Origin of the sequence: Streptomyces sp. NPDC058457, assembly GCF_042720695.1 — a bacterium.
Taxonomy (GTDB): domain Bacteria; phylum Actinomycetota; class Actinomycetes; order Streptomycetales; family Streptomycetaceae; genus Streptomyces.
The window spans coordinates 30,093-41,868 of the sequence record NZ_JBHXLU010000103.1 but is presented as its reverse complement, the minus strand read 5'-3'; the positions used below and the strand labels follow the sequence as shown (position 1 = coordinate 41,868).

At 69.7% G+C, this 11,776-nt stretch carries 9 protein-coding genes; 2 read left to right on the top strand and 7 right to left on the bottom strand.

What is annotated here, in order from left to right:
- Positions 1-480 precede the first annotated feature (480 nt).
- Entirely contained in the window at positions 481-1,038 is a 558-nt protein-coding gene (locus tag ACFWPS_RS45865; protein WP_383717970.1) for a GNAT family N-acetyltransferase, read from the top strand.
- A 49-nt stretch (positions 1,039-1,087) separates the two neighbouring features.
- Here the strand turns inward: ACFWPS_RS45865 and ACFWPS_RS45860 are convergent, their stop codons facing one another.
- The 3 genes from ACFWPS_RS45860 to ACFWPS_RS45850 all read right to left on the bottom strand — a co-directional run bounded on the left by ACFWPS_RS45860 (position 1,088) and on the right by ACFWPS_RS45850 (position 4,146).
- Positions 1,088-2,389, bottom strand: coding sequence for a cytochrome P450 (locus tag ACFWPS_RS45860; RefSeq protein ID WP_383717968.1), 1,302 nt, complete (start codon positions 2,387-2,389; stop codon positions 1,088-1,090).
- Positions 2,390-2,718: 329 nt separating this feature from the next.
- On the bottom strand, positions 2,719-3,453 hold the full coding sequence (locus tag ACFWPS_RS45855) for a YcnI family protein (RefSeq protein WP_383717965.1): 735 nt from the start codon (positions 3,451-3,453) through the stop codon (positions 2,719-2,721).
- Between the two features lie 51 nt (positions 3,454-3,504).
- Positions 3,505-4,146, bottom strand: a complete 642-nt coding sequence (locus tag ACFWPS_RS45850) for a hypothetical protein (protein WP_383717962.1) — start codon at positions 4,144-4,146, stop codon at positions 3,505-3,507.
- A gap of 236 nt (positions 4,147-4,382) precedes the next feature.
- Here ACFWPS_RS45850 and ACFWPS_RS45845 point away from each other — a divergent pair, with 236 nt between their 5' ends.
- Positions 4,383-6,329: a DUF262 domain-containing protein gene (locus ACFWPS_RS45845; protein ID WP_383717960.1), complete on the top strand. Its 1,947-nt coding sequence runs from the start codon at positions 4,383-4,385 to the stop codon at positions 6,327-6,329.
- Positions 6,330-6,428: 99 nt separating this feature from the next.
- Here the strand turns inward: ACFWPS_RS45845 and ACFWPS_RS45840 are convergent, their stop codons facing one another.
- The 4 genes from ACFWPS_RS45840 to ACFWPS_RS45825 form a co-directional block, all read right to left on the bottom strand.
- A complete protein-coding gene (locus ACFWPS_RS45840) occupies positions 6,429-8,309 on the bottom strand; it encodes a discoidin domain-containing protein (protein WP_383717958.1) in 1,881 nt (626 codons plus the stop codon).
- A gap of 176 nt (positions 8,310-8,485) precedes the next feature.
- Entirely contained in the window at positions 8,486-9,844 is a 1,359-nt protein-coding gene (locus ACFWPS_RS45835; RefSeq protein WP_383717955.1) for a GH1 family beta-glucosidase, read from the bottom strand.
- Positions 9,845-9,930: 86 nt separating this feature from the next.
- Positions 9,931-10,791: a carbohydrate ABC transporter permease gene (locus tag ACFWPS_RS45830; protein WP_383717952.1), complete on the bottom strand. Its 861-nt coding sequence runs from the start codon at positions 10,789-10,791 to the stop codon at positions 9,931-9,933.
- On the bottom strand, positions 10,784-11,776 hold the full coding sequence (locus ACFWPS_RS45825) for a carbohydrate ABC transporter permease (RefSeq protein WP_383717950.1): 993 nt from the start codon (positions 11,774-11,776) through the stop codon (positions 10,784-10,786). Before ACFWPS_RS45825 ends, ACFWPS_RS45830 begins: the two co-directional genes overlap by 8 nt.

The following is an 11,776-nucleotide window of genomic DNA, read 5'->3' as shown; positions in this document are numbered from 1 at the left end:
GATCCGGTGAAACCCTCGTCGCGCAGGGACTCCGCGGCCCGCAGTCCCGCCAGCGACGCCCCGACGATCACGATGCGGCCGTCGCGCCTGAACGCACGGAGGCTTTCGGCACTGGTCATGACGACGCCGCCGCTGGTGCGTGCCGCGCGTCGTCGGGGTGCGGGTCGTCCATGAGCGTCTTCTCGCCGTGCGTCCGGGACGCCCGGGAAAGAGAGACGACAACTTTCACCCCGACCTCCACAGGGAGCTGGGAGCTGAAGGCCCTTGAGGCGGCGCCACTGCGGCGCGCGGCAAGGGGCTGAGGCGAACGGCGTCCGACCGGGGACTTGTCCCTGGCCGCTGGATTCTGGTCACGGGAGCGGTGCTCATACCGTCAGAGAATCAGCGTAACAGCGGCAGCGGCACCGCTGGCCGGTGCCGGCGAGTCGACTGCGGTGCGCCTCTCGGCCTCGTGCGCACAGCAGCGTGATCAAATGGGGCATGGCATCGTCCTGGACCGGTGATCGGGTACGCCTGCGCGCTGTCGAGCCCGACGACTGGACGGCGTTCATGCGCCTGGCCGACGACGACGGGCGGCGCGGGAGCAGGCTGGATCTGCCGCGGTCCGCCGAGAGCTACCGTGCCTGGGCGAAGGAACAGGCCGTCGCCGAGTGCGACGACGACCGCTTCCGGTTGGCGGTCGAAGCGACGGCCACGGGAGAGCTGGTCGGCACCGTCGGCTCACATCGCACCGGCCCCCGTTCGGGCTGGTTCGAGCTCGATGTCGCGATCGGCGCCGACCACCGGCGCAGGGGCTACGCGTCGGAAGCCGTAGTGCTGCTGCTGCGCTTCATGTTCGCCGAGCGGCGCTATCACAAATGCCTGGCGGCGGTCTTCGCCGACAACGAGGCATCGCTGGCACTCTTCCGTCGGCTCGGCTTCACCGAGGAAGGGCGCCTGCGGAAACACGTCTTCTTCGCCGGCCGGCACCACGACCTCGTCATGATGGGCATGCTCGCCGAGGAACTCGACCAGCGACACACGAAGAGCCGACCATGAGCCGGCCGTCCACGCGGGGCCGAAAGCGGGCCGGAGTGCAGGGCTGGCCTCAGCCGCGCGAGGTGGCCCGCAGGCGCAAGCCGGCCGTCGCGAGACCTTCGAGAGTGGTGACCTGGTAGCTGGGTTCCGGTCCGGGTGGCTCGCTCAACTGGTGGGCGCGGGCGGTCTGTGCGGTCAGGAGCGTCAGCATCGCCATGGCCAGAGCGGTGCCCTCGCAGCCATGCGGCCCGGTGCCGAAGGAGAGGAAGGCCCCGGGTTTCGTCGGCGAGCCCGAATCGGGGAGCCAGCGCTCGGGCCGGAACCGGTCCGGGTCGGGATGTTCCCGTGCGTCGCGGTGGGCGGTGTAGGGGCAGACGAGAACGGTGGACCCGGCGTCGATGGTGTAGTCGGCCAGCTCGGTCTGTCGCGGGGCGCGCCGGGTCAGCAGCCAGCTCGGCGGGTACAGCCGGAGCACCTCACTCACCAGAGCCTGGGTGTAGTGCAGGCCGCCGAGATGGGTGCTGGTCGTCGCGGCCGGGTCCGCGGGCAGCGAGGCGGCTTCGGCAGCGACCCGGCTCGCCGCCTGGGGGTAGCGGGCCAGGTGGAGCAGGATCCACCCGGCTGCCCGGGAAGGGGTCTCGAAGGTGGCGACGGTGATTCCGGGGAGCGTGTCGAGGACGGCCTCTTCCGGCAGCAGGCCGTAGCGGGGGGAGGGCCGGAGCATCTGTCCCAGCACGTCGTCACCGAGCCGGCCCGATGAACGACGGCGGCGGACGACGGGCCGCAAGGCGTCGGTGAAGGCGATCTGCTGCCGGGTGCGGAACCGCCGTGCCGGGGTGGGGACCCAACGCGGCCACACCCAACGCGAGGGCTGTACGAGTACCTCCCGGGCCAGGAAGAGCTGCGCGGCATAGGGCAGCAGGGCGGGAGCGTCTTCGGAGAACAGATAGCTGACGCCGATCTCTGCCAGGGCGTGCCGGACCGGGGGCAGAATCTCGACGTCCCGGTCCGTGGGCCACTGGTCGGCAAAACGAGCGGTCCGGGGCGCGATCTCACCGATCCGGGCCGCGACCGCCTGCGCACGCAGTCCACGCATGCGGGCCGCGTGAGCGTACGCACGCTCCTCGGGTGTCGGTGCTCCGCCCGGCCGCCTCAACGGTGGGAAGAGCGGCGAGGATGCCTTGGGGAAGTCCTGCGCGCGACGCAGGACCGCTTCGCACGGCCCGGCCGCGGCGGCTACATAGACCCCCGGCTCCAGCTGCCAGACGTCCCCGCACTCTTCGGCGCCACGGCGCGCCAGCGCCAGCCGGTCGCGGCTCCAGGCCGCGAAGCTGCCTTCGGGCAACCGCGGCGGCTCGTCCACTCGGCCCATGAGACCGTCCCTGACCTCTGGCGGGCGCCCGTGGGGCGCCCGCCGGCGGTGCGATCACACCGAGTCGTCGCCGTACACCGCCCAGTCGTGGGCCCCGTACGCACCGTAGTGGCGGGTGAAGGACAACCTGCGAAGCAGCTTGGCGATCACGATGCGCTCCTTTCACCTCCGTGAGCCCTCGCAGTCAAGGGTCCAGAGAGGAAGTTCCCGCTAGCACAAATTGGCACATACGTAGCATATGACGCATTTCCATGTGCGGAGCATTGGCCGCACACACGGATCGGAGGTGCGGGCCGAAGCCCGCACCTGACGTGCCTACGCCCGTAGGCCTACGACCGTGCACCCCTGGTCCGTACGACGGCGAACGCGGCCGCCGCCAGGCCCAGGGCGCCGACGATCAGGCCCGCGATGCCGAGGCCGCGGGCGGTGGAGTCGCTGGAGTCGGCGGCCGTGGTCGTCGCCTTGGCGCTGGTCTTCGTCGCCGGCGCGGTCGACTCGGCGTCCTCGGCGCCCGCCGCCGTGAGCTTGAGCGTCGGCGCCGGGTTCTCCGGCTCCTCGCCGCCGCTCTGCGCCTCCTCGATCCAGCGGACGACCTTTCCGTCGGAGTAGGTCTGCAGGGTCTTGAAGGTCAGCTGGTCGGTGTCCTCCGGCAGCTGCCCGAAGGCGACATCGAAGTCCTCGTACTGGCCGGCGCCGATCTTGCCGCCGGTCCAGGTGACCTCGGAGACGGCCTCGGTGATGGTGCCGTCGTCGGTCTTCACGGGCGTCTTGAGCTTCGTGGTGGTCACCTTGGCGGTCCAGCCGTCCTGCGGGGTGACGAGGACGCCCAGGACCGGGTGGTCGGTGGGCAGGTAGACCTGGACCTTGGCGGTGGAGGCGGTGTCCTCCTCGTTGGGCACGCGGAAGGTCAGCACGCCGTCGGTGGCGCCCTTCGCGTAGCTCTCGGGGTGGACGGTGACGTGCGCCGAGGCGACGCCGGCGGCGACGAGCACCGACGCGGCGGTGACCGCGGTGACGGTGGCGGCGCGGCGGAGGGTGTGACGAGTCGCAGAGACAGCAGGCATGAGTGAGTCGATCTCCGTACGAGTGATGTCTGTTAGAGAGTCTTACTGGTGTTAGACCGTGTACGGGATCGGGTTCGGGGGGCCGCGTCGGCTCACGGCGTGCCGCAGCGCGAGCAGCGGGCGGGGCCGTATCGGGCCGGCCGGGGCCAGGCGGGGGCCGTCGGCCGGGGCGGGCAGGGGGGCGTCGTGCCACCAGGCGGCCAGACCGGGCACGAGCGCGGCCGTCCGCCTCAGCAGCGACCACAGCGCGGCCTCGCCGCGCCGCAGCCACCACGAGGCGACGAGCGCGGCGACGACATGGGCGACGGTGGCGTGCGCGGTCAGGACGTGGACCTGCGGGTGCTGCTGCGCGGCACCGGCCACACCCGCCATACCGGCCATGGCATGGCCGTGCATGCGCATGGGAGCCGTGTCCGCGGTCGGCGCGTGAGCCGGGGTGGCCGCGCGGGCCGCGTCGAAGCCGAAGTGCAGACCGGCCTGGGTGAGGAGCATGCCGATGCCGATCTCCGGCAGTCCGCGCTCACGCCCCGCGAGGGCGCGGCCCAGGGCGAACACGGCGGCGAATCCGGCCGCGTCGGCCCACAGCGGCGGCGTGTCGCCCATGGCGAGGCCGTGGCCGGCGGCGGCCAGGAGCACGCACACCGCGGCGAACACCGCGGCACGCAGGCTCCGTACCGCCGGTGACGCATCCATGGTGAGCGATCCTCCCACGGCCGGGGGTACGCGGGACGCGGACGCCCCGTTCACTCACGGCTGGGGTTTTCCCGTGCGATGGCCGTGGCCTGCTGTGAGGGCTCCGGTGCAGAGGCCGAACCGCGTCGAAGCCCGCCGCCCCATTCCGGTGCCACCCACACAGACCGGCTGATAACGTGTGAAGATCGCATGGATCCTGGTGGGGGGACGCCGCCGGGCTGGAGAGCAGGAAGACAGTGCGTATTTCACAGATTCTCGACAAGGTGGACTCCGGTGACATCGCTCTGCCGGAATTCCAGCGCGGATATGTGTGGACACGTGATCAAGTACGCGAGTTCTTCCAGTCGTTGTATCGGGGTTATCCGATCGGCGGCTTCCTCACCTGGAGCACCAAGGCCGAGACCACGCAGACCAGAGGCGACGGCACGGCCCGGGACGGCGCGATCCACCTCCTCCTGGACGGCCAGCAGCGCGTGACGACGCTCTACGGTGTGACCCACGGCCGTCCGCCCCGTTTCTTCGAGGGCAATCCGGCGACCCTGACCGGTCTTCACTTCAACCTGGACACGGAGGCGTTCGAGTTCTACGCGCCGGCGAAGATGAAGGACAACCCGGCCTGGGTCGACGTCTCCTCCCTGCTTCAGCAAGGACTGGCAGGCCATTTCCAGCAGGTCACCGAACTCACCCAGGGGGACGGCCGGCTGTACGGCCCCTATATCGAGCGGCTCAACCGGATCACCCAGATCAAGGAACGCGACATCCACATCGACGAGGTCACCGGTCAGGACAAGACCATCGACGTCGTCGTCGAGATCTTCAACAAGGTGAACTCGGGCGGCACCAAGCTCTCCAAGGGGGATCTGGCACTGGCGGCGATCTGCGCCTCCTGGCCGGAAGCCCGGCCCACGATGAACGCGGCGCTGTCGACCTGGTCCGACGCGGGCTTCGACTTCAAGCTGGACTGGCTCCTGCGCAACGTCAACGCCGTACTGACCGGCGAGGCACAGTTCTCGAAGCTCGCCGATGTCGATGTGCCCACGTTCCAGAAGGGCCTGACGGAGACCATCGACTCGATCGCCCATCTGCTGAACGCCCTGGGTGGTCGGCTGGGTCTGGACCACGGCAAAGTACTCAGCGGCCGGGGCGCGTTCCCGGTGATGAGCCGGCTGCTGCACGACCACGGCGGCCGCTTCCCGGACGCGATGACTCGGGACCGACTCTTCCACTGGTATGTGCACAGTTTTCTGTGGGGCCGGCACACGGGCGCCACGGAGACCGCGCTCAACCAGGACCTCCAGGCACTCGAAGACGGTGGCGTCGACCAGTTGACCGACCTTCTACGCCGCAGCCGCGGCGGCCGGTTGGAAGTCAGGCCCGACGATTTCGTGGGTGCCGGGATGGGATCACGCTTCTATCCGCTGCTCTACATGCTCACCCGGGTCCACAGAGCGCAGGACCTGGGCAGCGGGGTACCACTGCGGGACGGCATGCTGGGGCGGCTGAGTTCGCTCCAGGTGCACCACATCTTCCCCAAGGCGCGTCTGCGCGAGTACGGGTACAACCGCGCCGAGATCAACGCGGTCGCGAACTTCTGCTTCCTCACCCAGGACACCAACCTGCGGGTCGGTGCCAGGAACCCGGCGGACTACCTGGCGGAGATCACGCAACGGGTGCCGGGCGCTCTGGAGTCGCAGTGGATCCCCGTGGATCCGAGGCTCTGGCGCGTCGAGAACTACCTGGACTTCCTCGCGGCCCGTCGCGAACTGCTCTCCTACGCGGCGAACGACTTCCTGGACACCTTGCACGACGGACCGTCACCCGTGGACCTCATGGCGGCCACTCGAACCGGTCTGCCCCCCACCACCGTGGCCGTTGCCGGGCCGGCGGTGGACGACGTCCCCGGCCTCGCGTCGCTGCTGACCGAGGTGGAGAAGGCCGGGTTCGCCGCTCCGGAGCTGGACAGTGAGGTCATCGACCCGCGCACCGGCGCCGCGATCACGGTGGCGGCCGCCTACTGGCCGCAGGGGCTTCAGGAGGAGGTGGGCGCTCCCGTGGTCCTTGTTCTGGACCCGACGGCCAAGGAGCAGGGGGCGTTGGAGGCGAGCGACTACCGCGTCTTCCACAGCGCCGACGCTCTGCGGCAGTACGTCAGGAACATGCGCGCTCAGCATTTCGAGCAGTGATCCGGCCGGGCCGGACGGTGTTTCCGTCCTGGACCCGGCGGAGAGTCGAGCCCCGGGCGGGTGTGTTCCCGCCCAGGGTCCCGGCGCACCTGCGTCGTGCTACTTCTTCTGCTCCACCCGCACCCAGTCCACCTCGGCCTGTACTCCCCCGGCCGCGATCTTGTCGACGCTGGACTGCGGGAGGCCCCAGTAGGGGGTGGTGACCTGGTTCCAGCCGGCTGGGTAGGCGCCGCCGAGGGCGAGGTTGAGGATGACGTACTGGTTGTGGTTGTAGACCCACTGGCCGCGGGTCGACTCCAGGATGTTCCGGGTCGTCTCCTGGACCAGGGTGTCGTCGACGTAGAAGCGCATCGCCGTCGGCGTCCACTCCACCGCGTAGGTGTGCCACTGGTCGATGGAGCCGCCGTTCGGGAAGGTCTGGCGGGCGCCGATGTTGCCGTCGGCCGAGTAGCCGGGGCCGTGGAGGGAGGTGCTGGTCCACGTGGGATAGCCGATGTTCTCCATGATGTCGGTCTCGCCGGAGGCCGGCCAGGAGACGGACGGGTCGTCGACGTTGCTGCCGAGCAGCCAGAAGGCGGGCCAGAAGCCGTCGCCGACGGGGAGTTTCATACGGGCGCTCACGCGGCCGTACGTGAAGTCGAAGTGGGTGTTGGTGTCGATGCGGCCCGAGGTGAAGTCGTAGGTGCCGCCGCCCGCCTGGGTGCAGCCCTTGCAGTACTTCGCCTTCAGGATCAGCTCGCCGTTCTGCGTCTGGACGTTGTCCGTCGAGTCGACGTATGCCTGTGACTCGCCGTTGACCGAGCCCATCTCGGTGCCGGTGCGGACGACCCGCCACTTGGAGCGGTCGAGCGAGGAGCCGGTGAAGTCGTCGAAGAACGTGGTCTGGTAGGTGCCCGACTGGTCGCCGGGGAGGGCGGGGTAGGCCGCCGAGGCGCTGCCGCCGGTGCCCCAGACCTGGAACTCGTAGAGGGAGTAGCCGAACTGGGCGGTGTAGGGGGCCGGGTTGTAGAAGCTGCGGCGCTCCTTGCCGAGCATGCGGACGTAGCGGCCGGTCGTCGGGGAGGAGAGGGTGACGGTGTCGTGCAGGCCGGAGGCGTCCGAGGGGGATACGACGTTCGCACGGCGGGCGGCTATGTCGGCGGCCGAAGGCTCGTACACCGTGCGCCAGTTGACGTTGTCGTCGGAGACCTGGAGGAGGTAGTCGACGGCGTACGCCGACTCCCAGTAGAGGTCCACGGAGGAGATGGTCGAGGCGGCGCCGAGGTCGACCGAGATCCAGCGGTCGGCGTTCCAGTCGCTCGACCAGCGGGTGTAGTCGCCCTTCAGGTTCGCCGGCCAGCCGCCGTCGGTCGCGAACGCCGGTGAATTGCCCGCGTGCTGGTAGTAGTCGGAGTACGCCGGGTGGTTCAGGGCCAGGTTGGTGACGGTCGAGGACGCGGGGGCCGGTTCGCCGCCGTAGACCTTGAAGTTCCAGAGCGAGTAGCCGTAGGGAGTGGCGCGCTGGATGCCGCGCATGCGGACGTAGCGGCCGGTGACCTCCTGCGGGTAGGTGTGCGCGGTGACCGAGCCGCCGGTGCCCGCGGTCTCGGTGTAGAAGGGCGTCCAGTCCGTGCCGTTCTTCGAGGCCTCCAGGACGTATTTCTTGCCGTACGCGGCCTCCCAGTCGAGCTCCACGCTGTCGATGCGGATCGTGGTGCCGAGGTCGATCCGAATCCAGGCGTCGTCGGCGAAGTTGCTGGACCAGCGGGTCGCGCCGTCGCCGTCGAAGGCCATGCCGGGGGTGGTGCCGGCGTTCTCGTAGCCGGAGGCGGTGACGGCGGAGGGGTTGGCGGCGTAGGCGGTGTTCGCGCGGTCGGTGTCCCAGCTCACGGCCGTGGCGGCGGTGGATGCCGGGGCGGCCAGGATCGTGCCCGAGGTCAGCAGGGCGGCCGCCGCCAGGGCGGACAGGACGGTACGGGGGATGCGGAACGGGGTTGGCATGCGGGTCTCCTGAGCGTTGGCGGTCCGTTTGAGCGTTGGCGGTCCGTTCGGTTGTGTCGTGGGCATGACAGATCAAGCTCCGTGCCTGGTGCTCGTGCGTACGGCGATCACGCGTGCCGGTCGAGTGTGCGGTGGGCGCGGGACTCCCCTGGTCCGCGCCCACCGCGGTGTGTGTGTCAGGCCGCCCGGCGGGCCTGTCCCCGGTGGTCGCGGATGATGTCCGCGTACCGGCGGCCGCTGCCCTTGATCGTGCGGACCTGGGTGCGGTAGTCGACGTGGACCAGCCCGAAGCGCTTGTCGTAGCCGTAGGCCCACTCGAAGTTGTCCAGCAGCGACCAGGCGAAGTAGCCGGCCAGCGGGGCACCCTTGCGGGCGGCGGAGGCGCAGGCCGCGAGGTGGGCGGCCAGGTACTCCTGGCGCTCGGGGTCGTCGACGGTGCCGTCGGGGCGGACCACGTCCGGGTAGGCGGAGCCGTTCTCGGTGACGTAGAGCCTGCGGGCGCCGTACTCCTCGGTGAGGCGCAGCAGCAGCGTCTCGATGCCGCTCGCGTCGATCTCCCAGTCCATGCCGGTGCGCGGGACGTCGGGGCGGCGCACGGAACGGGCGTACGGGGCCGGGCCGTTCGGGTCGTCCTCGATGTAGGCCGGGAAGTAGTAGTTCAGGCCCAGCCAGTCGAGCGGGGTGGCGATGGTCGCCAGGTCGTCCGGCCGCTCGGGGAGTTCGACGCCGTAGGTCTCGACCATGTCGGCCGGGAAGCCGCGGCCGTGCACCGGGTCCAGCCACCAGCGGTTGACGTGTCCGTCGTGGCGGCGGACGGCGGCCGCGTCCTCGGGGCGGTCCGTGGCGGCGAACACGGTGGAGAGGTTGTTCACGATGCCGACCTCGGCGCCGGGCGCGGCGGCACGGATCGCCTGGGCGGCCAGGCCGTGGCCGAGGAGCAGGTGGTAGGAGGCGCGGACAGCGGCCGTGAGGTCGGTCCAGCCGGGGGCCATCTTGCCCTCCAGGTGGCCGATCCAGGCCGAGCAGGAGGGCTCGTTGAGGGTGGTCCAGTGCTGGACGCGGTCGCCGAGGCGTTCGGCGACGACGGAGGCGTAGGCGGCGAAGTGCTCGGCGGTCGCCCGCTCGGGCCAGCCGCCCCGGTCCTGGAGGGCCTGCGGCAGGTCCCAGTGGTACAGGGTGACCGACGGGGTGATGCCGGCCGCCAGCAGGCCGTCGATCAGCTCGTCGTAGAAATCGAGGCCCTTGGCATTGACCGGGCCGTCGCCGCCGGGCCGGACGCGCGGCCAGGCGACCGACAACCGGTAGGCGTTCGCGCCCAGTTGGCGCATCAGGCCGATGTCCTCGCGCCAGCGGTGGTAGTGGTCGCACGCGACGTCGCCGTTGTCGTCGTTGTCGATCTTCCCCGGGGTGTGCGAGAAGGTGTCCCAGATGGAGGGTGCACGGCCGTCCTCGGCGACGGCTCCCTCGATCTGGTACGCCGCGGTTGCCGTTCCCCACAGGAAGTCGTGCGGGAGGGCGGCGAGGTCGATGGTCACGAAATTCCCTTCGGAACAGACTTCGGAAGCAGCTTCGGAAGAAGCTTCAGAACCGGCTTCGGAACTGGCTTCGGTACGAGGCGGGTTCACTTGACGGCGCCGGCGGTCAGCCCGGCGACGAGGTAGCGCTGGAGGAGCAGGAAGCCGGCCACGACGGGGACGCTCACCACGAGCGAGGCGGCCATGATCTGGTTCCAGTACACGTCGTTGAGCGTGGAGTAGCCCTGCAGGCCGACGGCCAGGGTGCGGGTGGTGTCGTTGGTCATCACCGAGGCGAACAGCACCTCGCCCCAGGCGGTCATGAAGGCGTAGACGGCGACCGCGACGATGCCGGGGATCGCGGCGGGTACGACGACCCGCAGCAGCGCGCCGAGCGGCCCGCAGCCGTCCACCAGCGCCGCCTCGTCCAGGTCCTTCGGCACCGAGTCGAAGTACCCGATCAGCATCCAGATCGAGAACGGCAGCGAGAAGGTCAGGTAGGTGAGGATCAGGCCGCCGCGGGAGCCGAACAGCGCGATGCCGGTGGCGTTGCCGATGTTGACGTACAGCAGGAACAGCGGGAGCAGGAAGAGGATGCCCGGGAACATCTGCGTGGACAGCACGGTGACCGTGAAGACGCGCTTGCCGCGGAACTCGTAACGGCTGACGGCGTAGGCGGCGAACACCGCGACGACGACCGAGCAGACGGTCGCCGCGACCGACACGATCAGCGAGTTCACGAAGTACTTGGCGAGCGGGACCGTCGACCAGATGTCGATGTACGGGCGGATGGTCAGCCCGCTCGGCAGCCAGCGGAACTTGCCGGTGACGTCCGCGAGGGGCTTGAGCGAGCTGGAGATCATCACGTACACGGGGATCAGCACGAACCCGGTGAGCAGCGTGAGGAAGATCCGCCGGGACCAGAGGAAGGACCGCGGCGGGGCCATCGGCGAGCTGGGGCTAGACATCGGCGGTCCTCCGCCCGCGTGAGGTGAACACCAGGTACACGCCGGTCACCACGAGCAGGAAGAGCAGCAGGAGCACGGACATGGCCGAGCCGGTGCCGAAGTTCCAGGTGACGAAGGAGGCCTGGTAGATGTGGACCGAGATGAGGTCGGCGGCCTCCGGGGCGGACTTGCCGAACAGGACGTACGGCGTGTTGAAGTCGTTGAACGTCCACAGGAACAGGACCAGGACCAGGACCTGGTTGACCGGGCGCAGCGACGGCAGGGTGATCCGGCGGATCTGCTGCCACATGCCGGCGCCGTCCAGGGCGGCCGCCTCGTACAGCTCCCTCGGGATGTTCTGCAGTCCGGCCATCACGATGAGGAAGGCGAACGGCCAGCCCTTCCACACCGACACGGTCAGCAGGGCGTAGAAGCTGTTGTCGCCGATCAGCCAGAAGGACGGCTTGTCGGTGAGGTGCAGCTGGTCGTGCAGGACGTGGTTCACCAGGCCGTTGTCGTGCTGGAACATGAACACCCAGGTGATGACGGCCGCGTAGACCGGCAGCGCGTACGGCACCAGGAACAGGGCGCGCAGCAGGCCCCGGCCGCGGAAGGTGTCCTGCATGAACACCGCGGCCGCGGTGCCGATCAGCCAGCACAGGCCGACCGAGAGGAGGGTGAAGCTGACGGTGACGAAGAAGGAGTGCAACAGGGCTTTGCCGACCGGGGCGTCGAAGTCGACCGACATCTTGTAGTTGTCGAACCCGGACCAGGGGGCGGCGCCCCAGTCCCGGATGTAGAACTGGGTGAGCTCCTTGAAGCTCATCACGACGCCGATGACCATCGGGATGAGATGGACGAGGAGTTCGAGCAGCAGGGCGGGCAGGAGCAGCAGGTAGGGCAGCCCGATCCGGCGGATCCGCCCGGGACGGCGGCCCGAGCCGCCCGCCGTCCCGGAGGGGTTCGCACGCACCGGCTCTTGCACAGCGGTGGTGGTGGTCGTCAT

Coding starts and splice junctions, on each gene's coding strand:
- ACFWPS_RS45830 (WP_383717952.1), bottom strand. CDS start 10,791: ATGTCTAGCCCCAGCTCGCCGATGGCCCCGCCGCGGTCCTTCCTCTGG.
- ACFWPS_RS45840 (WP_383717958.1), bottom strand. CDS start 8,309: ATGCCAACCCCGTTCCGCATCCCCCGTACCGTCCTGTCCGCCCTGGCG.
- ACFWPS_RS45850 (WP_383717962.1), bottom strand. CDS start 4,146: ATGGATGCGTCACCGGCGGTACGGAGCCTGCGTGCCGCGGTGTTCGCC.
- ACFWPS_RS45860 (WP_383717968.1), bottom strand. CDS start 2,389: ATGGGCCGAGTGGACGAGCCGCCGCGGTTGCCCGAAGGCAGCTTCGCG.
- ACFWPS_RS45825 (WP_383717950.1), bottom strand. CDS start 11,776: ATGACGACCACCACCACCGCTGTGCAAGAGCCGGTGCGTGCGAACCCC.
- ACFWPS_RS45855 (WP_383717965.1), bottom strand. CDS start 3,453: ATGCCTGCTGTCTCTGCGACTCGTCACACCCTCCGCCGCGCCGCCACC.
- ACFWPS_RS45865 (WP_383717970.1), top strand. CDS start 481: ATGGCATCGTCCTGGACCGGTGATCGGGTACGCCTGCGCGCTGTCGAG.